At 65.8% G+C, this 20010-nt stretch carries 23 protein-coding genes and 1 pseudogene; 9 read left to right on the top strand and 15 right to left on the bottom strand.

All coding sequences use genetic code 11. From position 1 onward, the window contains the following. Positions 1-4: 4 nt before the first annotated feature. Positions 5-1066 (top strand): uroporphyrinogen-III C-methyltransferase, encoded by a 1062-nt coding sequence (locus J0M27_RS09075; protein WP_294990215.1) that lies wholly within the window; start codon positions 5-7, stop codon positions 1064-1066. Positions 1067-1073: 7 nt separating this feature from the next. Then, positions 1074-2246 carry a heme biosynthesis HemY N-terminal domain-containing protein gene (locus tag J0M27_RS09070; protein ID WP_294990212.1) on the top strand — a complete coding sequence of 391 codons (1173 nt, stop codon included), beginning with the start codon at positions 1074-1076 and terminating at the stop codon, positions 2244-2246. Positions 2247-2297: 51 nt separating this feature from the next. Here the strand turns inward: J0M27_RS09070 and J0M27_RS09065 are convergent, their stop codons facing one another. Continuing rightward, entirely contained in the window at positions 2298-2765 is a 468-nt protein-coding gene (locus J0M27_RS09065; protein ID WP_294990209.1) for a nuclear transport factor 2 family protein, read from the bottom strand. A 96-nt stretch (positions 2766-2861) separates the two neighbouring features. Here J0M27_RS09065 and J0M27_RS09060 point away from each other — a divergent pair, with 96 nt between their 5' ends. After that, positions 2862-3431, top strand: a complete 570-nt coding sequence (locus tag J0M27_RS09060) for a TetR/AcrR family transcriptional regulator (RefSeq protein ID WP_294990206.1) — start codon at positions 2862-2864, stop codon at positions 3429-3431. 10 nt (positions 3432-3441) lie between these two features. On the opposite strand, the gene hemF is transcribed toward J0M27_RS09060, so the two are convergent. The 6 genes from hemF to J0M27_RS09030 all read right to left on the bottom strand — a co-directional run bounded on the left by hemF (position 3442) and on the right by J0M27_RS09030 (position 9292). Continuing rightward, entirely contained in the window at positions 3442-4362 is a 921-nt protein-coding gene (gene hemF / locus J0M27_RS09055; protein ID WP_294990203.1) for an oxygen-dependent coproporphyrinogen oxidase, read from the bottom strand. Next, positions 4362-4871, bottom strand: coding sequence for a 5-(carboxyamino)imidazole ribonucleotide mutase (purE, locus tag J0M27_RS09050; protein WP_294990200.1), 510 nt, complete (start codon positions 4869-4871; stop codon positions 4362-4364). Before purE ends, hemF begins: the two co-directional genes overlap by 1 nt. Next, a complete protein-coding gene (folD, locus tag J0M27_RS09045; RefSeq protein WP_294990198.1) occupies positions 4868-5731 on the bottom strand; it encodes a bifunctional methylenetetrahydrofolate dehydrogenase/methenyltetrahydrofolate cyclohydrolase FolD in 864 nt (287 codons plus the stop codon). Before folD ends, purE begins: the two co-directional genes overlap by 4 nt. Before the next feature lie 188 nt (positions 5732-5919). Further along, entirely contained in the window at positions 5920-6507 is a 588-nt protein-coding gene (locus J0M27_RS09040) for a PEP-CTERM sorting domain-containing protein (RefSeq protein ID WP_294990195.1), read from the bottom strand. Positions 6508-6794: 287 nt separating this feature from the next. Next, the gene (locus J0M27_RS09035) at positions 6795-7415 is read right to left on the bottom strand and encodes an indolepyruvate oxidoreductase subunit beta (RefSeq protein WP_294990193.1); all 621 of its coding nucleotides are present in this window, start codon (positions 7413-7415) and stop codon (positions 6795-6797) included. Continuing rightward, positions 7412-9292, bottom strand: a complete 1881-nt coding sequence (locus J0M27_RS09030) for a thiamine pyrophosphate-dependent enzyme (RefSeq protein WP_294990191.1) — start codon at positions 9290-9292, stop codon at positions 7412-7414. Before J0M27_RS09030 ends, J0M27_RS09035 begins: the two co-directional genes overlap by 4 nt. 279 nt (positions 9293-9571) lie before the next feature. Between J0M27_RS09030 and J0M27_RS09025 the strand changes: the two genes are divergently transcribed. Next, on the top strand, positions 9572-9901 hold the full coding sequence (locus J0M27_RS09025; protein ID WP_294990188.1) for a TusE/DsrC/DsvC family sulfur relay protein: 330 nt from the start codon (positions 9572-9574) through the stop codon (positions 9899-9901). A gap of 229 nt (positions 9902-10130) precedes the next feature. On the opposite strand, the gene J0M27_RS09020 is transcribed toward J0M27_RS09025, so the two are convergent. Both J0M27_RS09020 and J0M27_RS09015 read right to left on the bottom strand, forming a co-directional pair. Then, complete coding sequence (locus J0M27_RS09020) at positions 10131-10367, bottom strand: hypothetical protein (RefSeq protein ID WP_294990185.1); 237 nt, start codon at positions 10365-10367, stop codon at positions 10131-10133. 98 nt (positions 10368-10465) lie between these two features. Continuing rightward, a complete protein-coding gene (locus J0M27_RS09015) occupies positions 10466-11227 on the bottom strand; it encodes a protein-L-isoaspartate(D-aspartate) O-methyltransferase (RefSeq protein ID WP_294990182.1) in 762 nt (253 codons plus the stop codon). Positions 11228-11238: 11 nt separating this feature from the next. Here J0M27_RS09015 and J0M27_RS09010 point away from each other — a divergent pair, with 11 nt between their 5' ends. Further along, entirely contained in the window at positions 11239-12243 is a 1005-nt protein-coding gene (locus J0M27_RS09010) for an RNA methyltransferase (RefSeq protein ID WP_294990179.1), read from the top strand. Between the two features lie 18 nt (positions 12244-12261). On the opposite strand, the gene J0M27_RS09005 is transcribed toward J0M27_RS09010, so the two are convergent. After that, a complete protein-coding gene (locus J0M27_RS09005; RefSeq protein ID WP_294990176.1) occupies positions 12262-12951 on the bottom strand; it encodes a PEP-CTERM sorting domain-containing protein in 690 nt (229 codons plus the stop codon). A gap of 266 nt (positions 12952-13217) precedes the next feature. Between J0M27_RS09005 and kefF the strand changes: the two genes are divergently transcribed. Together kefF and kefC are read left to right on the top strand one after the other, a co-directional pair. Beyond that, on the top strand, positions 13218-13772 hold the full coding sequence (kefF, locus tag J0M27_RS09000) for a glutathione-regulated potassium-efflux system oxidoreductase KefF (protein WP_294990173.1): 555 nt from the start codon (positions 13218-13220) through the stop codon (positions 13770-13772). Beyond that, a complete protein-coding gene (gene kefC, locus J0M27_RS08995; protein WP_294990170.1) occupies positions 13769-15556 on the top strand; it encodes a glutathione-regulated potassium-efflux system protein KefC in 1788 nt (595 codons plus the stop codon). The genes kefF and kefC overlap by 4 nt, the downstream gene beginning before the upstream one ends. Before the next feature lie 139 nt (positions 15557-15695). On the opposite strand, the gene J0M27_RS08990 is transcribed toward kefC, so the two are convergent. Together J0M27_RS08990 and J0M27_RS08985 are read right to left on the bottom strand one after the other, a co-directional pair. After that, positions 15696-15926, bottom strand: a complete 231-nt coding sequence (locus J0M27_RS08990; RefSeq protein WP_294990167.1) for a hypothetical protein — start codon at positions 15924-15926, stop codon at positions 15696-15698. A gap of 58 nt (positions 15927-15984) precedes the next feature. After that, positions 15985-16347, bottom strand: a complete 363-nt coding sequence (locus tag J0M27_RS08985) for a DUF2784 domain-containing protein (RefSeq protein WP_294990164.1) — start codon at positions 16345-16347, stop codon at positions 15985-15987. A gap of 184 nt (positions 16348-16531) precedes the next feature. On the opposite strand from J0M27_RS08985, the gene J0M27_RS08980 reads away from it, so the two are divergent. Beyond that, positions 16532-16786, top strand: coding sequence for a hypothetical protein (locus J0M27_RS08980; RefSeq protein WP_294990162.1), 255 nt, complete (start codon positions 16532-16534; stop codon positions 16784-16786). A 208-nt stretch (positions 16787-16994) separates the two neighbouring features. Here the strand turns inward: J0M27_RS08980 and J0M27_RS08975 are convergent, their stop codons facing one another. After that, positions 16995-17546: an FxDxF family PEP-CTERM protein gene (locus J0M27_RS08975; protein ID WP_294990159.1), complete on the bottom strand. Its 552-nt coding sequence runs from the start codon at positions 17544-17546 to the stop codon at positions 16995-16997. A 293-nt stretch (positions 17547-17839) separates the two neighbouring features. Between J0M27_RS08975 and J0M27_RS08970 the strand changes: the two genes are divergently transcribed. After that, positions 17840-19123, top strand: coding sequence for a serine/threonine-protein kinase (locus J0M27_RS08970; RefSeq protein ID WP_294990157.1), 1284 nt, complete (start codon positions 17840-17842; stop codon positions 19121-19123). 19 nt (positions 19124-19142) lie between these two features. On the opposite strand, the gene J0M27_RS08965 is transcribed toward J0M27_RS08970, so the two are convergent. Continuing rightward, positions 19143-19481 carry a hypothetical protein gene (locus tag J0M27_RS08965; protein WP_294990155.1) on the bottom strand — a complete coding sequence of 113 codons (339 nt, stop codon included), beginning with the start codon at positions 19479-19481 and terminating at the stop codon, positions 19143-19145. Then, positions 19438-20010 (bottom strand): annotated as a pseudogene (locus tag J0M27_RS08960) (hypothetical protein); the annotation flags it as partial. The pseudogene J0M27_RS08960 and the gene J0M27_RS08965, both read right to left, overlap by 44 nt.

Here is a 20010-nt window from a genome sequence, read left to right as displayed (position 1 = left end):
CGCGGTGTCGGCCCCTGCTCCGGTCCCGGACCAGGACCCGATGACCGGCGGCTGGCGGCAACGCTGGCGCAGTCCCGCGCTGCGCGTGGCGGCGGTCGCGATCGTCATCGTCGTCGCGCAATGGATCGATACGCGCATCCAGGTCAGGGATCTGCAGCAGGAACTCGCGCGGCGCCTCGGCGAGGGCGATGCCGTCGCCCGGGAAGGGCGCAGCCTGGCGCTGCAGGGCAAGGAGGCCCAGGCGGCGCTGCAGGCCAAGGTTGCCGTACTCGAAGCGAAACTTGCCGAGACGCAGAGCCAGGCGGTGGCGCTCGAAGCCATGTACCAGGAACTGTCCAGCACACGTGACGAGCGCCTGCTGGCGGAAGTCGAGCAGGCGGTGGTGATCGCCATGCAACAGCTGCAGTTCGCCGGCAACGTCGAGGCTGCGCTGATCGCGTTGCAGGGCGCCGAGTCGCGCCTGGCGCGCTCGGCGCAGCCGCAGTTCCTGCCGGTGCGCAAACTTATCGCGCGTGACATCGAGCGACTGAAGGGAACGCCCGGTTCCAACGTCAGTGGCCTCTCGCTGAAGATCGAAAGCGTGGTCGCCGCCGTCGATACCCTGCCGCTGGCCTACGAGCAGCGGCCGAAACCGGTTGCCGCCAAACCGGCGGCAGCCAGCAGGCCAGCCAGCGTCGACTACTGGCGTGAGCTTGGCGCCGACTTGTGGCGCGAGTTCCGCCAACTGGTGCGCATCGAGCGCATCGATCAGACCGACCCGGCGCTGCTGGCACCCAACCAGAGTTACTTCCTGCGCGAAAACCTCAAGCTGCGCCTGCTCAACGCGCGCCTCGCGCTGCTGCAGCGAGACGGCAAGGTGTATCGCGAGGAAATCCGCCAGTCGCGCGAGCAACTCGAGCGCTATTTCGACAATCGCGCCAAGCCGGTACAGGCGGCGCAGGCGGCGCTCGCCGCGCTGGCTGCCACCGACGTCGGCTTCGACCTGCCGGGTCTGGCCGAAACCCTGACCGCGCTGCGCAACCTCAAGTTCGCCGGCGAGCGCCGCGGCGGCGCGGCCGCCAGGTAGGCACGCGGTGCGCGCCCTGTTCTGGCTGCTGATCCTGGCCGCGCTGGCGGTCGGCCTGGCGCTTGCCGCGCGCTACAACGAAGGCTACGTGCTGCTGGTGTTGCCGCCCTGGCGCGCCGAGATTTCGCTGAACCTGTTCCTGATGCTCTGCGCCGTCGGCTTCGTCGTCATCTATCTGCTGGCGCGTGCCGTGAGCCATACCCTTGGCCTGCCGCGCGCGGTGGCCGAATTCCGCCGGCGGCGGCGTGAGGAGCGATCCATGCAGGCACAGCGCGACGCCTGGCGCCTGCTCCAGGAAGGGCGCTATGGCCATGCCATGCGCTGTGCCGAAAAGGCCGGTGCCGACGACGCGGCGGCGGGCATGCTGGCGCTGGCCGGCTGGCGCGCGGCACACGCCTTGCGCGATGTCGCGCGCAGCAAGGAATGGGCACAGCGCGTGCGCGACCATGACCGCGACGGGCTGCGGGCGGCGCGCCTGATGGTCGAAGCCGAGTTCGCCCTGGAGGAACGGCGCTTCGAGGATGCCAGCGATGCCCTGCGCCAGTTCGCCGCGAGCGAAGGCCGCCATATCGCCGCGCTGCGCCTGGCCTTGCGCGCCGAGCAGGGACTGGGCAACTGGCGCGAGGTCGCGCGCCTGGTGCGGCAGCTCGAGAAGCACCAGGCGTTGAGCGCCGACCAGGCGGCGCCGATCCGCAGTCGCGCCCTGCGCGAAGCCTTGCGCGGCCTGCGCGACGACCCCGCCGGACTGATGCGTTACTGGCGTGAACTCGACGACGGCGATCGCGCCGAACCCGCACTGGCGCTCGAAGCGGCGCGCGCCCTTGTCTCGGCGGGAGATTGCCGAGAAGCGCAACGCGTGATCGAGGATGCGCTCGACGAAAACTGGGATGCGACGCTGGTGCTGGCCTACGCCGATTGCCGCGGCGGCGACGTGCTGGGGCGCATCGCCCATGCCGAGAAATGGCTGCACCAGCATCCGCGCGACGAGGCCTTGCTGCTGACCCTCGGGCGCCTATGCCGCGAGCAGCAACTGTGGGGCAAGGCGCGCAGCTTTCTGGAAACTTCGATCGCGGTGCGGCCGACGCGGGCGGCCCACGTCGACCTTGCGCAACTGCTGGACCAGTTGCAAGAGTCGGCGCTGGCGGAACGGCACTACCGCACCGCCGCGCTGCTTGACTGACGGCACCCTCGTGGCGCCGTGGCGCCGGCGCCGACTTTCGAGCCGCGCTGCCTACAGGTCCAGCGCGCTCAGGCCCGGGTGGTCGTCGGGGCGACGGCCCAGCGGCCAGAAGAACTTGCGGTCAGATTCGCGGATCGGCAGGTCGTTGATGCTGGCGAAGCGGCGCATCATGAAGCCCTGCTCGTTGAACTCCCAGTTCTCGTTGCCGTAGGAGCGGTACCAGTGTCCGGAATCGTCGTGCCACTCGTAGGCGAAGCGCACGGCGATGCGGTTTCCGGCGCAGGCCCAGAGTTCCTTGATCAGGCGATAGTCGAGTTCCTTCGCCCACTTGCGCACCAGGAATTGCCGCACCTCGGCGCGCCCGACGGGAAATTCCGAGCGGTTGCGCCAGCGCGTGTCCTCGGTATAGACCAGCACCACGCGGTCGGGGTCGCGGGTATTCCACGCGTCCTCGGCCATGCGCACCTTTTGCGCAGCGGTTTCGGCGGTGAATGGAGGCAGGGGCGGCTTGGTTTCCATGGTCGACTCCGGAGCGAAGGGGATTATTCAAGGTAGACAACTCTGTCTACGACGGCAAGTCTAGCCCCGGTAGACGGAGTTGTCTACAATGCTCGCATGATAGCCATCGCCAGCCCCGTGCCGCCTGTCCGCGACTCCGCCGCGCGCCAGCGCATCCTGCTCACCGCGCACGACCTGTTCTATCGCGACGGCGTGCGCGCCACCGGCATCGACCGCGTGATCGCCGAGTCCGGTGTCACCAAGGCCACCTTTTATCGGCATTTCCCGAGCAAGAACGACCTGGTGCGCGCCTTCCTCGACTATCGCCACCGGCGCTGGATGGCATGGTTCGTCGAGGCGCTGCAGCGCCATGGCAGCGCGCCGACGGCGATCGTGCCGTCGCTGGCGGAGTGGTTTCGCGGCGAAGGCTTTCGCGGCTGCGCCTTCATCAACAGCCTCGGCGAACTGGCTGGATCCCTGCCCGAAGTCGCCGACATCACGCGCTGCCACAAGCAGGACATGACGGATGCGATCGCCGCCGTGCTGCCCGCATCCCGGCGGCGACGGCAGCAGGCCGATGCCGTGGCGCTGGCCGTCGATGGCGCGATCATCCGCGCCCAGTTCAATCAATCGCCCGATGCCGCGCTGTCGGCGCTGGCGCGCATCGTCAAGTCCTTGCTGGCTTGATTCACCGGCCTCAGAGCCAGTCGCGCGGGGGCAGGAAGTCGCTGTAGAGCCTTGCCTCGGCGCTACCCGGCTCCGGCTGCCAGCTGTAGCGCCACTTCACGATGGGCGGCAGCGACATCAGGATGGATTCGGTGCGGCCGCCGGACTGCAGGCCGAACAGCGTGCCGCGGTCCCAGACCAGGTTGAACTCGACATAGCGCCCGCGGCGGTAAGCCTGGAAATCGCGCTCGCGCTCGCCATAGGGCGTTGCACGGCGCCGGGCGATGATCGGCAGGTAGGCGCGGGTGAAACTGTCGCCGACCGCACGGGTCAGTGCGAAACAGCGCTGGAAGGGCGTCTCGCCGCCCATGCCGCCTTCGTTGAGGTCGTCGAAGAAGATGCCGCCGACACCGCGCGCTTCGTTGCGATGCTTGAGGAAGAAGTAGTCGTCGCACCACTTCTTGTAGCGTCCATGGACATCGGCGCCGAAAGGTGCCAGCGCATCGCGGCAATTGCGGTGGAAATGCGTCGCGTCCTCGGCGAAGCCGTAATAGGGCGTGAGGTCCATGCCGCCGCCGAACCACCAGATCGGGCTGTCGCTTTCCGCCTTGGGATAGGCGGCGAAGAAGCGCACGTTCATGTGCGCGGTGGGGCAATAGGGATTGCGCGGATGCAGCACCAGCGAGACGCCCACCGCCTCCCAGCGTCGCCCGGCGAGTTCGGGCCGGTGCGCGGTGGCCGAGGCGGGCATCTGCTCGCCCAGGACATGGGAGAAATTGACGCCGCCGCGCTCGAACAACCCGCCGTCCTCTATCAAACGGGAAATCCCACCGCCGCCCTGCGGGCGATCCCAGGCGTCGCGCAGGAAGGCCTGACCTTCGGCGGCTTCGAGTTCGCCGATGATGCGATCCTGCAGTCCGGTGAAAAAACCCCGGATCGGTACGATGTCCATCAGGGGTCTTTGGGATCCGGCAGCTTCATGGTCATCACTTTCTCGCTTTGGCGACTGCGGAAGGCCTCCAGTTTCAGGATCAGCGCGCGGCCATAGTCGTCGTTCGCGGTGGCGATGATGGCGATTGCGGTCAGCGCTGCATTGGCGGCGCCGGCTTCGCCGATGGCGAAGGTGGCGACCGGCACGCCTTTCGGCATCTGCACGATGGAGAGCAGGGAGTCGAGGCCGTTGAGGTGCTTCGAAGGCACCGGCACGCCGAGCACCGGGACGATGGTCTTGGCCGCCAGCATGCCGGGCAGGTGGGCGGCGCCGCCGGCGCCGGCGATGATGGCGCGCAGGTCGCGTTCCTGCGCCATGGCGGCGTAGTCGAACAGCAGGTCGGGCGTGCGATGCGCGGAGACCACGCGCGCCTCGTAGGGCACGCCGAATTCCTTGAGCATCCGCGCCGCCGCCTGCATCACCGGCCAATCCGAATCCGAACCCATGACGATGCCGACCAGTGGTTTCATTTCGCGCACCTCTCGGCAGCTTCGAGTGTATTGGCCAGCAACATGGTGATGGTCATCGGGCCGACGCCGCCGGGCACCGGGGTGATGGCGCCTGCGACTTCCCTGGCGGATTCGAAATCGACGTCACCGCAGAGCTTGCCGGCGTTCGGTCCGCTGCTGAACCGGTTCATACCGACGTCGATCACGGTGGCGCCCGGCTTGATCATGTCGCCGGTGATCATCCGCTCGCGGCCGACGGCGGCCACCAGGATGTCGGCGCGCCTGGTGTGGAAGGCGAGGTCCTTGGTCTGGGAATGGCAGATGGTTACGGTGCAGCTCCGCGCCAGCAGCAGCATGGCCATCGGCTTGCCGACGATGTTGCTGCGGCCGACGACGACGACTTCGGCGCCTTTGAGCGGCACCTTGGCGCTTTCCAGCATCTTCATCACGCCATAGGGTGTGCAGGGAATGAAGCGCGGATTGCCCTGCACCAGGGCGCCGACGTTTTCGGCGTGGAAGCCGTCGACATCCTTCTCCGGGGCGATGGATTCGAGCACGGCTTCGGAGTCGAAATGTTTCGGCAGCGGCAGTTGCACCAGGATGCCATGCACCGCGGGATCGGCGTTCAGTTCGGCGATGCGGGCCAGCACGACGGACGGGTCGACATCGGGTCCATACACATCCTTGATCGAGCGCATGCCGGCCTTTTCGCAGCCGGCCACCTTGTTGCGCACATAGACCGCCGAGGCCGGGTCTTCGCCGACCAGGATCACGGCAAGGCAGGGCGTCACGCCTTTTTCCTTCAACGCCGCGGCGCGGTTGGCGAACTCGCTGCGCAGTTGCGTCGAGAGTGCGTTGCCGTCGATGAGTCGTGCAGTCATGGGAAGAGCCTTTGCAAAAGCGTGAATTATCCCGGTTCAGCGAAGGTGCGTCTATATCGGCATGGGGGTCGCAAGCAATGCGGAAAGTCGGCGCTGGCGGGACGGCAACGACGCGGCCCCGATCGGTCGTTCATGGCGAAAAAAACAAGCCGGGACGCGCCCGGCTTGTTCGGTCAATGACGATGCGGTCAGGGGCGACGCCGGCGCCGGGCGGCCATGCCCACCAGGCCCAGTCCGGCGAGCATCAGGGCGTAGGTCTCGGGTTCGGGAACCGGGGCCGCGACAGAGACTGTCCGCGACATTTCGTAGTAGATGTTGCGCTGATCCACCGCCGGCTCGCTCTCCAGCCGCAAGGGAGAGAAGCTTTGGGCGACAGGGTTGCTCCACGTCAGCATCAGTGTCTGGCCGTTGGAGAAGTTGGCGGTTACGGTCCCGCCATTGAACACATAGGGACGGGCATCCACGATGTTGCCGGTGCCATAGTGATAGGTGTCCGGATCAACATAGAACTGCATGGACTTGCCGGCGTCGAAACCGGTGAAGTTGTAGCCGATGTTGGAATTCCAGCCGACATTGTTGACGTAGTCGCCCTGGGTCAGGATGTAGCCCACGCCGACGCTCGCGGATTCGTCCGAGACGACATCCCAAAGGCCGTTGGCGGAGCCGTCGTCCATGCTCAGGCTGGTGATGGTGACGCCCGGCGAGGACAGGTTGGTGAAACTGAATCCGGGGTAGGCGAAGGCGTAGTCCTCCGTCGCATTCGGCCAGCCAAACATGCGCACAGACAAGCCATAATCTTGCGCCGCAAGAACGCAAGTGCTGCTCACGGACAAGGTTGTGGCCAGAATCAGGGAGCGTGCAAAGAGTTTCATCGAAGTAACTTTCCGGGTCGTGGATAGGGTTCGGCGATACAAGAACAAGGCGCCATTGACAAGGCGCCATTGTTCGCCCGGTGGCTGCTCATCATCCCGGCCGAGGATATCAACTTCGCATGGGCCCCCCAATAGCCCGTTCGGACTAGCTGCAGCCGGCGGGCCGTGCAAAGCCAGCCATGGGCGCTTGGTCAGGCGGGCGAGGCGGCCAACTGCCTTGCCACCGCATCGCGTCCGGCGGCGAAGGCCCGGCGGTTGGCCTCGACGACTTTCTCGCCCTTGCGCGCGAAGCGCTTGTCGATGCAGGCCAGCAGCACGTTCGCAGCGAAGGGCAGGTAGTCGGCGATGGCGCCGAGCATCACGGTGTTGCCCAGCCGTATCTCGCCGAGGTCGCGGGCAATCGTCATCGCGTCGAATGACACCACGCGATGTCCGGCGGCGCGCATCTGCCCGGTGGGGTCCTCGGGGTAATCGAAGAGGCCGAGCTCGACCACCGGTGGCACCAGCCTGGCGTTGTTTACCAGGGCAATGCCGTCGGGTTTCAGGTAGTGCGACCAGCGCAGCGCCTCGGCGCCTTCGAAGCCGAGCAGCACCTGCACCGTGCCCGGTTCGATCTGCGGCGAGAGCACCTTGCGGCCGAAGCGCAGGTGCGAGGTGACCACGCCGCCGCGCTGGGCCATGCCGGCGACTTCGGTCTTCTTCACGTCGTGGCCTTCGGTCATGGCGGCCTCGGCGAGAATCTCGGCTGCCGTCATGACGCCCTGGCCGCCGATGCCGCAGACCAGGATGTTGGTGATGTCGTTCGTGCTCATGACGTGCTGGTGGTCTTGACGATGTGGATCGGGATGTCGTGGCGCGGCACGTGGCGGATCGCGTCCGGCGCGCAGGGCTGGACGCAGAGGCCGCAGCCGGTGCAGGCCTGGCTGTCGATGTTGACGAAGGCCAGTTCGACTTCCTTGCCCGAGGGCTTGACTACCTTGTCGCGATGGGTGACGTGGATTGCCGGGCAGCCGACCTCGATGCAGTTGCCGCAGCCGGTGCATTTGTCTTCCTCGACCAGGTAGGGGCGGAAGGGCTTGAAGTCGTCGATCAGCACGCAGGGCCGGCGCGCGATGATCACCGAGGGGCCTTCGACCTTGATTTCGTCGCGCACGGTCTTGAACAGCACCGGCAACTGGTAGGGGTCGACCACCTTGATGCGCTCGTTGGGTACGCCGAGCGCCTCGACGATCTTGAACAGGTCGACCTTTGGCGCCTCCTTGCCGTGGATGTCCTTGCCCGAGGCCGGCGTGGCCTGGCCGCCGGTCATGCCGGTGGTGTTGTTGTCGAGCAGCAGGACGGTGATGTTGCCGTGGTTGTAAGTGATGTCGAGCAGGCCCTGCATGCCCATGTGCATGAAGGTCGAATCGCCGATCACTGCCAGTATCCGCTTGTTCTTGTCGACGCTGCCGCGTCCCTTGTCGATGCCCAGCGCCACGCCCATCGTGGCGCCCATGCAGATCGTGGTGTCGAGCGCGTTCCACGGATGGCCGGCGCCCAGCGTGTAGCAGCCGATGTCGCCGGCGACGATGATGTTCTTGATCTGCGACAGTGTGTAGTACATGCCCATGTGTGGGCAGGAAGCGCACAGGGTCGGCGGCCGCGGGAAGACCCTGGGCGGCGCGGCGGCGGGCGCGGGCGGCGGTACCGGCTTGCCGAGCAGGCGGTCGACGGCGGGGTGCAGCACCTGCGGCGACAGTTCGCCGATGCTCGGCAGCACATCCTTGCCGTGGCAGGCAATGCCGGCGGCCCTGATTTCGGTTTCCAGCAGCTTCTCGGTTTCCTCGACCACCACCAGCGTGTCGCACAGCGCCGCCAGTTCGCGGACTTTTTCCGGTGGCCAGGGGTAGGAGAGGCCCAGCTTCAGCACCGGGGCATCGGGGAAGGCCTCCTTGACATGCATGTAGGCCGGGCCGGACGTGACGAAGCCGACGCTGCGGTTGCTGCCCGCTTCCAGCACGTTGAGCGGCGAGGCATCGCTCACAGCGCGCAGGGTTTCATCGCGCTGGAACAGGGCGGGAATCCGCGCCTTGGCATGGGCCGGAACCATGACCCAACGCTGCGGATCCTTGACGAAGCCGGCCGGCTCGTGGGCTTCGCGCTCGCCGGCGACGACCAGGCCCTTGACGTGGCAGATGCGGGTGGTGAGGCGCAGCAGTACAGGAGTTTCGTATTGCTCGGAGAGGCCGAAAGCGAACTTTGTCATCTCGTAGGCTTCCTGCGAATCCGCAGGCTCCAGCACCGGGATGTGGGCAAAGCGGCCCCAGAAGCGCGAATCCTGTTCGTTCTGCGACGAAGACATGCCGACGTCGTCGGCCACCGCGATCACCAGGCCGCCATAGGCGCCGGTGATGGTCATGGTCATCAGGCAGTCGCTGGCCACATTGAGGCCGACGTGCTTCATGGCGCAGAAGGCCCGCGCCCCGGTCATCGAGGCGCCGAGCGCGACTTCCATCGAGACCTTCTCGTTGACCGACCATTCGGCGTAGAGATCGGGATAGCGCGCCAGGGATTCGATGATCTCGGTGGCCGGCGTGCCGGGATAGGCGGCGGCGACGCGCACGCCGGATTCCCAGACGGCGCGGGCGACGGCTTCGTTGCCGGAAAGGAGGAGCCGGCTGGCGGCGGAAGCGGGCATAACGGCGGCCATGATGTTCTCTCGGAAAAAGGAAAAAATTGACCTGCGCCGGGGTTGCCCACGGACCGCAGGTCAGCATCAAACGGATTCGACCGAATTATCCGGATTTGCGCCCCTTGCGTCCATAGGGGCGTTGCCCTGGCGGCACGCCACGTTGCCGATTGGGATGGTGGCGCATAAAAGCGGGCGATGGCCGGTGCAAAAAACTCTATGCCGCGATTCGGTTCAAATCCTATAATCCGACAAAAATACTCAAGTAATTTTCCCCGACCCGAACAGAGAGAAAAAATCATGATCAATGTAAATGGACGCGACATCGAAACCGACGCCGAAGGCTATCTGGCGACCCTGGACGACTGGACCGAGGATGTGGCGAAATGCCTTGCCGAGCGCGACCAGCTCGATCTTGGCGACGAGCACTGGAAAGTCGTGCGCTGGATCCGCGAGTACTACGCCGAGAACGGCACCGCGCCCAACCTGCGCGTCATGTCGAAGCTGATCGGCGGCGCGCTGGGCGAGCAGTACGGCGACAAGAAGTACCTGTTCGACCTGTTCCCCTACGGCCCCGCCAAACAGGCCGCGCGCTACGCCGGCATGCCGAAGCCGACCGGCTGCGTTTGAGAGTCGGCGCTGGCGACACGGCGATAGCGGCCGGATACTCGGCGACGTGAATCCCGGCATTGCCGGCTCGCCCGCGATGTGCCCATAGCAGGTTGCCACATCTCCGCCCGTTGCGCGGCGCCGCCGCCATCGGGCAAGGGAATGCCCTAGCGTGCATCCGCCGCCGCGTATTCGGCGCAGCCGCCCGGGACCATCAGGGTCCCTCGCGCGCAGGGTCGCGCTCCGGCGCTCAGCCCAAGGTGACGATCTCGATGCGATCGCGATTGACGTCGATGAACGGCGCCACCATTACCTCTCGACCCGCTGCGTCCGCCGAGTAGACCCTGGCATCCAGGACCGCGACGAAGTCCTTGGCCTCCCTCATGAAATCCGTGACGCGGGCTCCGGGAAAGAGGTCGACATAGCCCTCGATCCGATAGCACCCCGTCAGCAGCGTCACCTTGGTCATGTTTTCATGCGTGCCCATGATGCCCTCCTTGCGAATTCCGGCTGCCTAGCCTACTCCTGCGATCCAGTATCCGCCAGTGCACTTCGTGGTGATCTGACGAGGATCAAACATCGCGATCAGCCGTCATCGGCGCCGGTGAGCGGAACGAAGGCCACCGGCAGCACGCCGTGTTCATCCAGCCGGCCCTGCAAGTCCTTGTCCAGCACCCGCAGTTCCTGCGCTTCGCGGGCGGCGCCGAGGGGAATGACCAGCCGGCCGCCGGGCTTCAGCTGCGCGACCAGAGCCGGCGGAATCGCGGGTGTCGCCGCGGCGACCAGGATGGCGTCATAAGGCGCGTGCTCGGGCCAGCCCAGGCGGCCGTTGCCGCTGCGCACCTCGACGTTGTCGTAGCCCAGTCGCCGCAAGCGGGCCTCAGCGTCGCGGACAAGCGCATCGACGATGTCCATCGTGTAGACCCGCTTCACCAGTGTTGCCAGCACCGCCGCCTGGTAGCCCGATCCGGTGCCGACTTCGAGCACGACATCATCGGGCCCGGGATCGATCAGGTCGGTCATCAGGGCGACGATGTAGGGCTGCGAAATGGTCTGTCCGTGGCCGATAGGCAGCGGATGGTTGCCGTAGGCGCGCTGCCGCATCTGCGCCGGCACGAAGGCATGGCGCGGCACGCTGCGCAAAGCGGCCAGCACGCGCGGCGCAAATGCCGCCCGCCCGGTGTATTCGCGCGTCTCGACCGCCTCGTCGCGTATTTCCTCGAGCAGGCGTTCCAGCTCGCGCTGGTCATATTCGGTCATCTCGAACGTCGCGGCCATGCCTGGAATATAGCGTCCCGCCGCCTGCCCGGAAAGCCTGCCGCGTGCCACGGCCGGCGGTGCTAGCATCCGGCCTGCCCATGCAAATCGAACACCTCCGACAATTCCTGCGCCACCACGGCGCCAAGCCCTGCCACGAGGCGCGCGTCCTGCGTGCCTGGACCCAGGGGCGGGCGCTGGACAGCGGCCCGATCGCCGCCGGGGATTATTTTCCGGCCGCGCTGCGTGCCGCGCTGCCCTTGCTGGATGCGGAATTGACGGCCTTGCTGCGCGTTCGCTCGGAGCACGCGGGAAGCGACGGCTCGTCGCGCCTGCTGTTGCAACTCGGCGACGGCCAGACGGTGGAGAGCGTGCTGTTGCCGAAGGACGGGCTTTGCGTGTCGAGCCAGGTCGGCTGCGCGGTCGGCTGTACCTTCTGCATGACGGGTCGCGACGGCCTGCTGCGCCAGCTCGGCAGCGCCGAGATCGTGGCCCAGGTGGTGCTGGCGCGCCGCCGGCGCAAGGTCGCCAAGGTGGTCTTCATGGGCATGGGCGAGCCGGCGCACAACATGGACAACGTGCTCGACGCCATCGACCTGCTCGGCACGGAAGGCGGCATCGGCCACAAGAACCTGGTGTTTTCCACCGTCGGCGACCGCCGCGTGTTCGAACGCCTTCCGCAGGGGACGGTCAAGCCCGCGCTGGCGCTGTCGCTGCACACCACGCGCGCCGAGTTGCGCGTGCGCTTGCTGCCGAAGGCGCAGGCGATCGGTCCGGCCGAACTGGTGGAACTCGGTGAACGCTACGCCCGCGCGACCGGCTATCCGATCCAGTACCAATGGACGCTGCTGGCCGGCATCAACGACGGCGGCGATGAACTCGACGGCATCGTGCGCCTGCTCAAGGGCAAGTACGCGGTGATGAACTTCATTCCCTGGAACGAGGTCGATGGGCTCGCATTCAGCCGTCCGTCATGGGAGCGCGCCGAGGCGATGTCGCTACACCTCTACCGTCATGGCGTCCTTGCCAAGCTGCGCCAGTCGGCCGGTCAGGACATCGCGGGGGCCTGCGGGCAGTTGCGGGCGCGCAGCGTCGCGGCCGCCTGAGCCGACGGCCGATGCGGACTACCTGGCGGCCGCTGCCTTCTGCTTCCTGCGGCGCGACGCGATACCGAGCAGGCCAAGGCCGGCCAGCAGCATGGCGTAGGTTCCGGGTTCCGGAATCGGAGCTGCGACGTCGAGGTTGTCCAGCGCGATGAAGGCCCACGGGACACTGCCGACCAGGGTGAACGAAACCACGTTGTCGTATCCCGTCAGGCTGAAATGCGTGAAATCGTTGCCGACGGTCTTGTAGCGGTTGCCGAACAGCGAAAGCAGCAGGATCTGTGTCGTCGGGCCGCCCGGTCCGCTCGTGGTGAGGCTGATCGACGCGGTGTGGGTGTCGTCCCATTCGGCGAGGTCGAAGCCGTTGAGCGAGAACGCGCCGCCGCCGACCTTGCTCACCGTGATGTCGGGCAAGCCGATCAGGTAATCCGTTCCGTTGTAAGCCAGCGGGCCGAGGTCACTGTTGCAACAGGCAGCCGCATAGGCTGCACCCAGGAAAAATTCGGGACCCGATGATTTGAACTGAAAACCATCCACCGTGGCGAGAGCATTGGGAGAAAACTTGGTGAATGTGGTGAATACCTGCGAATTGCCGGTCATAGCCGTGCCGGCGAGGCCGTCGAAGGTGATGGTCGTCGCCCGGGCCGGAGAGCTGGTGGCCGCGACCAACATCAGGGAAAGGAACAGTCTTGTCACCGCGTGCTTGATCATCGCAATCTCCCCGGGTTCAAACTCGGACAACACTGGCTGCCGCGCGGACCTTGGCCTGCGCGACCACCGACTGACCGGAATCCACAGTAGTCCTTTCGGCGCAGCCCGTCCATAGTCTGTTCGGCCCATCCGTTGGCAACTTTTTATGCGGGCCGCCCGCATCGCGCCGTACCGCCGGCGACCGAAGGAGGTCCCTGTGGGGCGCCGACTTTTCGCCGCCCCGCCGCTCCGTCGCTGCCGGTCTGGTGGTGTATCGTGGCCGAACCGTGATCTACCTCGTCTTTGCCCATCCCTATCCTTCGCAGTCGCGCGCCAACCGGGCGTTGTTCGATGCCGTGCGCGACCTGCCTGGCGTTGAGGTTTGTTCGCTTTACGACCGTTATCCGGATTTCGACATCGATGTCGCGGCGGAGCAGGCGGCGCTGTCGCGCGCGCAACTGGTGCTGTGGATGCATCCGGTGTACTGGTACAGCGTGCCGGCGCTGCTCAAGCACTGGTTCGACAAGGTCCTCGCCTACGGCTGGGCCTATGGCGACGGCAGTGCCGCGCTGCGGGGCAAGGGATGCCTCTGGGTGGCGAGTACCGGCGGCACGCGCGAGGCCTACGCCGCGACGGGAATCCATGAACGGCCGTTCGGCGAGTTCTCGCGGCCGATCGAGGAGACTGCGCGCTTTTGCCGCATGAACTGGCTGGAGCCCTTCATCGTGCACGGCGCCCACGAAATCAATGAGGCGGAACTCGCCGCGCACGCGGCTAGCTTGCGCGAGCGCCTGCAGGCCTGGCTCGCGGCCCACGACGGTAGGGCGGGGCTGCCGCCATGATGCGCGACGCGCTGATTTATCTCGCGGCCGCGGTGCTCTGCGTGCCGCTGGCCAGGCGCCTGGGGCTCGGCTCGGTGTTGGGCTATCTGATTGCGGGCACCCTGATCGGGCCCTGGGGCCTGGGCTTCGTCAGCGACGTCGAATCGATCATGCATTTTTCCGAGTTCGGCGTGGTCCTGATGCTGTTCCTGATCGGCCTCGAACTCGATTCGAAACGCCTCTGGGCGATGCGCCGCGAGGTCTTCGGCAACGGCAGCCTGCAGATGGCGTCCTGCGGCGTGCTGCTGGCGGTGGCGGGCGCCGGCTTCGGCTTCGACTGGAAGCTGGCAATCATCGCCGGCCTCGCGCTGAGCCTGTCCTCGACCGCCATCGCCGTGCAGGTCATGGCCGAGCGCAACCTGCTGCCGGCGCCGATCGGGCGCAGCGCCTTCGCCGTCCTGCTGTTCCAGGACATTGCCGCGATTCCCCTGCTGGCCGCGATTCCCCTGCTTGCCACGCACGCCGCAGCGACCACCACGCCGGGGCTCGATGCGCTGAAGGCCATCGTCGCCATCGCCGGCATCATCGTGGTCGGACGCTACCTGACGCGGCCGGCGCTGCGGCTGATCGCCTCCGCCCAGACGCGCGAGGTATTCACCGCCTTTGCGCTGCTGCTGGTGCTGGGCATATCGCAACTCATGTCGCTGGTCGGTCTCTCGATGGCGCTGGGCGCCTTCCTCGCCGGCGTTCTGCTGGCGAGCTCGGAATACCGCCATGCGCTGGAAACCGACATCGAGCCCTTCAAGGGCCTGCTGCTCGGGCTGTTCTTCATCTCGGTGGGCATGGCGATCGACTTCGGCCTGCTGCTGGCGCGCCCGGGCGGCATCGCCCTGCTGCTGGGCGGCTTCCTCGCGTTGAAGACCCTGATGCTGTGGCTGCTGGCGCGCGTCATCGGCATCACGCCGAGGCAGCGCTGGCTGTTCGCGCTACTGCTGTCGCAAGGTGGCGAGTTCGCCTTCGTGGTGTTCGCCACGGCGCAGGGCGCCGGCCTGCTCGAGCGCGAGACCGGCGGCCTCTTGACGATCGCGGTGGCGCTGTCGATGGCCTGCACTCCGCTGCTGCTGCTGGTCCGCGATCGGCTGGCCGACCGCCAGGCCGAGCAACAAAAGCGCGAGGCCGACACCATCGACGAGGATGCCGGCGGCGCCATCGTGATCGCCGGCTTCGGCCGCTTCGGGCAGATCGTCGGCCGCCTGCTTTTCGCCAACGGCCTGCGCGCGGTGGTGCTCGACCACGATCCCGACCAGATCGAGATGCTGCGCAAGTTCGGCTACAAGGTGTTCTACGGCGACGCGACGCGGCTCGACCTGCTGTCCGCCGCCGGTGCCGGCAAGGCACGCCTGCTGGTGAATGCGATCGACGACGTGGACGACAGCCTGGCCCTGGTGGACATCGTGCGCGCCAACTTCCCCGGCCTGCGCATCGTCGCCCGCGCCCGCAACGTGCGCCACTTCGTGGAACTGCGCGCGCGCGAGGTCGACATCATCGAGCGCGAAACCTTCGAGGCCGCGCTCAAGGCGGGCCGCCACGTGCTGGAAGCGCTCGGCATCGACGCCTTCCGCGCGCGGGAAATGGCCGACGCCTTCCGTCGCCACAATGTCGGCGCCATGGAAGACCTGGTTCCGCACTTCCACGACGAGAACCGCATGCTGACCGTGGCCAGGGCCGGTCGCGAGGAACTCGAGGAACTCTTCAGCCGCGACCGCGAGCGCTTCGAGCAACAGGGCGGCGGCGGCTGGAACTAGTCGGCGCCGTATTGCCGGCGCCGACTCTTGGGCGCGGGTCGCATGCGGCGATCGTTTCAAGTCCCTTTGGCCGCCAGGGCGCAGGGCGGTACCAAGCGGGGACCGCTTTGCCAGCCGCGGCCGGCGATCCTCGCCTGCTTTAGGCGACCTCGTCGTCGATCATGACCAGCTTCGCGTAATCGGCCTCGGGAATCTCGACGCTCAGCATTTCATGCAGGCCGAGCAGGAAGTTCAGCCAGTCCATCGAGTCCGGATCGACCTGAGTGCGCAGCAGACGGTCGCCGCGCAGGGTGTCGGCCTCGACCTCGGCGGGATGGATTGCAGGGCCGCGATTGCGACGGCGCGGATGTCGTCGGTGTTGATTGGTCAAGTTCCTCCGGATGTTGCCGCAGTTTGCCGAGTTCGCGTAGGAACAGCGCGTCGCCCGCCTAGGCGCGGCGCGTGCGCCAGGCGAGCATGTAGGCGACGAGATTGATCGCGACGACACCGAGGCCAAGGCCGATCTGCAGCTCGCGCGTCAGCGTCGCGGGGTAGATCAGCGGTATCAGGTAGTGCGCGACGAAACTCTCCGCATAGCCTTCGCCGCCGCCCAGGAGCCGCAGGCGATTTTCCAGCGGGGTCAGCGGGCAGATCCAGCCGCCGAACTCGATCAGCGCGCCCCAGGTCGCGGCGGGCAGGTGCAGCCAGGCCAGGCGGGCGTGGCGCCAGACCAGGAAGCCGCCGCAGACGACGAACAGGATGAAGCCCAGGTGGAGCAGCAGGACGGCATCGGCGAGCAGGCCAAAGATCATCGGTTTTCCCGGTGGGGCGGCGGGCCGGTCACGTGGCCGGCGAAGCTTGATTTTGCGTGATTTCGAACTAGTCTGAAAACATGGTCCGGTCGTGCAACGGAAGTGTCGGCGCGGGTTCCAGTCGCTCCCGCCGAAAAGAAAGGGAGGCATCATGCAGAAAAGGACAAGGAAGGGATCGCCCGCCATGCTCGAGCGGCCGCTGATCTTCGAACGTCCGGATGGATTCTATTGGCAGGCTACCGCCGGCGAGAGGGAGTACGGTCCGTTTGCCACGCTGGTCGAGGCGGAGATGGACCTGCAATGCGCCGGCTTCGATGACGGTGTGGCGGAGTCGTTGAGGGATGCAGAAAACGAAATCGGCATCGCCGACTGGATCGATCCCGAGACCGGCGAGCCCGCCGAGGATTCTGTTCCCCATCTGGCGGACGATATGGCCTGAATTGCACCGTCCGGTCGCGGCAGGAGGCTCGGCGCTGCCACGCGATCAGGAGTCGGCGCCGACGCTACGACGATGTTCGGCGCGCTGCCTCGCGGGCTTGTCACGGGCCGTCAAAAGCTGCGAATGGGCATTCGCTTTCCTAAGCAGCGGTTACCAAACAAGAACGGGAGCCGAAGCTCCCGTTCTTGTTTGGTGCATTACCGGTGCATCAGGCAGACAAGCTCTGCTTTCTGCGACGCGCGACAACACCTAGGAGGCCAAGGCCAGCCAACATCATGGCGTAGGTCTCGGGCTCGGGAACTGGCTGCAGCGTGGCGACGTTCGTGAACGAGAAACTGTTGTCGTCGTAGTCGAGATCGCCGCCGCCGTACAGATCTTCAAAGCCGACATAGGTAAGTCCGGGCGCCCAGTTGTTGATCACGTTGGCGTGGGCGATGCCGTCAGGGTTGGCGCTGCCCAGACCGGAATAGAAGGTATCACCGGTGTTACGGACATAGATGGAAAAAACCAGTTCGGTGCCGGCGGAGAAGAAGCCGAGATCAACCGTATCGCCGACATTGGCGACATGGTTGGTGAAGATGAAGGTGGATGTCGGGCTGGAGAGGTACAGATCGCTGGTATAGCCGGCGGTCTGGCCCTCGAAGGTGGCGAATACATGCCCGGAGTTCTGGACGAAGATGCTGTCACCAATGCCAGCATTTGCCGTTCCGGATAGAAACATTGCTCCAGCGATAGTTGCTGCAATCAGTGTCTTCTTCATGTCGGGCCCCCGTCCGTTCTTGTTGACTCCATACCGGCACCTTGATTTAACCGTCAACTAGAATCGGCGGCAATAGCCCATTTGGACTAGTCGGTACAGGGATACAAGTCCGACTGGAATTCGGCGACCAACCATGGCGACCAAACCGCAGAACCACGGCATTCCCATCGCCGTACCACCGGCGCCGACTTTCATTGTCGGACCCTACCCGGCAATTGACGCCCCCACCCAGCCTCAGGCACACTCCACGAGTTCAGGTTTCTTCCCCATCATTGACCAGGTACCCGCGGTAAATGGACCGAGCGGCTGCAGGCGGTTTTGAAAAGTACGAAATCATCCGGGAGCTGGGCCAGGGGGCGACGAGTATCGTCTACCTGGCCCACGACACCTTCAACGACCGCGAGGTGGCGATCAAGGTCTTCAAGCCCGAGGTCCTGTCCGACACCGAGCACGGAATCACCTACCGCAAGCTGATCGCCAACGAGGTGGCGCTGGCCGGCCGCCTCAACCACCCGCACATCGTCGGCATCTACGACGCGATGCTGGGCCGCGAGGACGGCTACATCGTGATGGAGTACGTTCAGGGCGAAACGCTAGAAAAGCACGGCCAGATCGATAACCTGCTGCCGGTGGACAAGGTGATCGAGATCGCCTTCAAGTGCGCGCTGGCGCTGGATTTCGCCAGTCGCAACGGCATCATCCACCGCGACATCAAGCCGGCCAACATCATGCTTTGCTCCGATGGCGTGGTGAAGATCGCCGACTTCGGCGCCGCGATCGTGGCCAAGAACGACGAGACACAGCTGACCGGGGTCGGCTCGCCCTCCTACATGTCGCCGGAGCAGGCGCGCAACGACAACCTCAACTATCAGACCGACATCTATTCGCTGGGTGTGGTGTTGTACAAGCTGCTTACCGGTCGCCTGCCCTTCGAGGCCGAAAGCAATTACGCGCTGACGCACAAGATACTGAACGAAGACCCGCCCGGCATCCGTACCCATCGCCCCGCGCTGTCGGCGCGGCTGGCCGACATCGTGACCAAGGCCATGCGCCGCAACCGACCGGAGCGGCATGCCAACTGGCGCGAGTTCATCCAGGACCTGTCCACCATCGCCGAGCTCGACCTGCCACAGCAGGCCGATTCCGAAACCCAGCGCTTCAATATGCTGAACGCCCTGCCATTCTTCCAGGACTTCAGCGAAATCGAGCTGTGGGAAGTGCTGCGCATCAGTATCTGGGGGCGCGTGCCCGCCGGCACCATCCTGGTCGAAGAGGGCACGCAGGGCAATTTCTTCTTCGTCATCGCCGATGGCAGTGTGGGCGTGGTCAAGGGCAACAAGAAGCTGGCCACACTGGGCAAGGGGCACTGCTTCGGCGAGATGTGCTACATCCGCCGGGGTGCGATGACGCGCACCGCCACCATCGTCGCCGAAACGCCCGTCACTTTGTTCAAGATCAAGGCCGACTCGCTGCACAAGGCTTCGGAAAACTGCCAGCTGCGCTTCAACCGCTCGTTCATGAACATCCTGGTCGACCGGCTGGCCAAGGCGACCACCGAACTGGCGCACGTATACTGATGCGGCGCCCGGCCGCCGGCTAGCGGCCGATCCTGGCGTCGAGGAAGGCCTTGATCGCGACGAAGTTCTCTTCCTCGCGCTTGACGAACTCGACGGTGCAGTCGTCCAGGCCGGCGAGCTTGAAGCCCTCCCTGGATTCCGGCAGGACGACGGTGATATAGCCCGCCAGCAGTGTGCTCGCCGGCTTGAGCTGGATCGAGGCGATGCTGTCGATGGGGATGTACTTGTCGCCCTTGATGCCTTCCAGCAGGTCACCCTTGAGGCTCTGCAGCAGCACCTTGACGCCCAGCTTGCGCTTGATCACGACCTCCTTGTCATAGACCTCGAGGCGGTCGCCGGTTTTCGACTCGGCGCTCATCAGCGCGCCCGGCGTCGTGGCATAGCCCATTTTGCACGACGGGCACCGGTCCGCCGCCACCTTGTTGTCCTTGGCTTGCCGCTTGTAGCCGCAGTGCGGGCATTCGCCGCCTGCCGGTTGGCCGGAAGCCGCCGCCGGCGCTGCGCTGCACGCCCGACTGGGTGGCCGCGAGCACGGCGCCCGCGGAGGTCACCACGATCTTCTGCACGTAATGGAAGGACGCGTTGGCGGTGTTCGGCAATTGGGTCCAGTTCGCACCACCGTCCACGCTCTTCCAGATGCCGTTGCCGCGGATGGAGTCGATGTTGAAGTAGCCCTCGCCGGTGCCGAAATACATCGTCAGCGGCGTGGACGGTGCCGCAGCCAGCGTGGTGATGGCCAGGTTGGAGAACAGGTCATTGACCGCGGTCCAGTTGGGTGTGGGGGACGAGATGTCGGTGGTGACCCAGAGGCCGCCGCCAACGCCAGCGGCGAAGACTTTCAGGCCCGAAGCTGTGTTCGGGTCGATCAGGATCGCGCGGCTGCGCCC

Source organism: Sulfuritalea sp. (genome assembly GCF_017302275.1).
GTDB lineage: Bacteria > Pseudomonadota > Gammaproteobacteria > Burkholderiales > Rhodocyclaceae > Sulfuritalea.
This window is presented reverse-complemented; position numbering and strand designations above follow the sequence as displayed.

Bases quoted from the DNA above. Each gene is read 5' to 3' on its own strand.
- purE (WP_294990200.1), bottom strand. From the start codon at position 4,871: ATGAAACCACTGGTCGGCATCGTCATGGGTTCGGATTCGGATTGGCCG.
- J0M27_RS09035 (WP_294990193.1), bottom strand. From the start codon at position 7,415: ATGAGCACGAACGACATCACCAACATCCTGGTCTGCGGCATCGGCGGC.
- J0M27_RS09015 (WP_294990182.1), bottom strand. From the start codon at position 11,227: ATGCTAGCACCGCCGGCCGTGGCACGCGGCAGGCTTTCCGGGCAGGCG.
- J0M27_RS09030 (WP_294990191.1), bottom strand. From the start codon at position 9,292: ATGGCCGCCGTTATGCCCGCTTCCGCCGCCAGCCGGCTCCTCCTTTCC.
- J0M27_RS09025 (WP_294990188.1), top strand. From the start codon at position 9,572: ATGATCAATGTAAATGGACGCGACATCGAAACCGACGCCGAAGGCTAT.
- J0M27_RS09005 (WP_294990176.1), bottom strand. From the start codon at position 12,951: ATGATCAAGCACGCGGTGACAAGACTGTTCCTTTCCCTGATGTTGGTC.
- J0M27_RS08970 (WP_294990157.1), top strand. From the start codon at position 17,840: ATGGACCGAGCGGCTGCAGGCGGTTTTGAAAAGTACGAAATCATCCGG.
- J0M27_RS08965 (WP_294990155.1), bottom strand. From the start codon at position 19,481: ATGAGCGCCGAGTCGAAAACCGGCGACCGCCTCGAGGTCTATGACAAG.
- J0M27_RS09040 (WP_294990195.1), bottom strand. From the start codon at position 6,507: ATGTTTGGCTGGCCGAATGCGACGGAGGACTACGCCTTCGCCTACCCC.
- folD (WP_294990198.1), bottom strand. From the start codon at position 5,731: ATGACTGCACGACTCATCGACGGCAACGCACTCTCGACGCAACTGCGC.
- hemF (WP_294990203.1), bottom strand. From the start codon at position 4,362: ATGGACATCGTACCGATCCGGGGTTTTTTCACCGGACTGCAGGATCGC.
- J0M27_RS08975 (WP_294990159.1), bottom strand. From the start codon at position 17,546: ATGAAGAAGACACTGATTGCAGCAACTATCGCTGGAGCAATGTTTCTA.
- J0M27_RS09065 (WP_294990209.1), bottom strand. From the start codon at position 2,765: ATGGAAACCAAGCCGCCCCTGCCTCCATTCACCGCCGAAACCGCTGCG.
- kefC (WP_294990170.1), top strand. From the start codon at position 13,769: ATGATGCGCGACGCGCTGATTTATCTCGCGGCCGCGGTGCTCTGCGTG.
- J0M27_RS09060 (WP_294990206.1), top strand. From the start codon at position 2,862: ATGATAGCCATCGCCAGCCCCGTGCCGCCTGTCCGCGACTCCGCCGCG.
- J0M27_RS08980 (WP_294990162.1), top strand. From the start codon at position 16,532: ATGCTCGAGCGGCCGCTGATCTTCGAACGTCCGGATGGATTCTATTGG.
- J0M27_RS09010 (WP_294990179.1), top strand. From the start codon at position 11,239: ATGCAAATCGAACACCTCCGACAATTCCTGCGCCACCACGGCGCCAAG.
- J0M27_RS09020 (WP_294990185.1), bottom strand. From the start codon at position 10,367: ATGGGCACGCATGAAAACATGACCAAGGTGACGCTGCTGACGGGGTGC.
- J0M27_RS08985 (WP_294990164.1), bottom strand. From the start codon at position 16,347: ATGATCTTTGGCCTGCTCGCCGATGCCGTCCTGCTGCTCCACCTGGGC.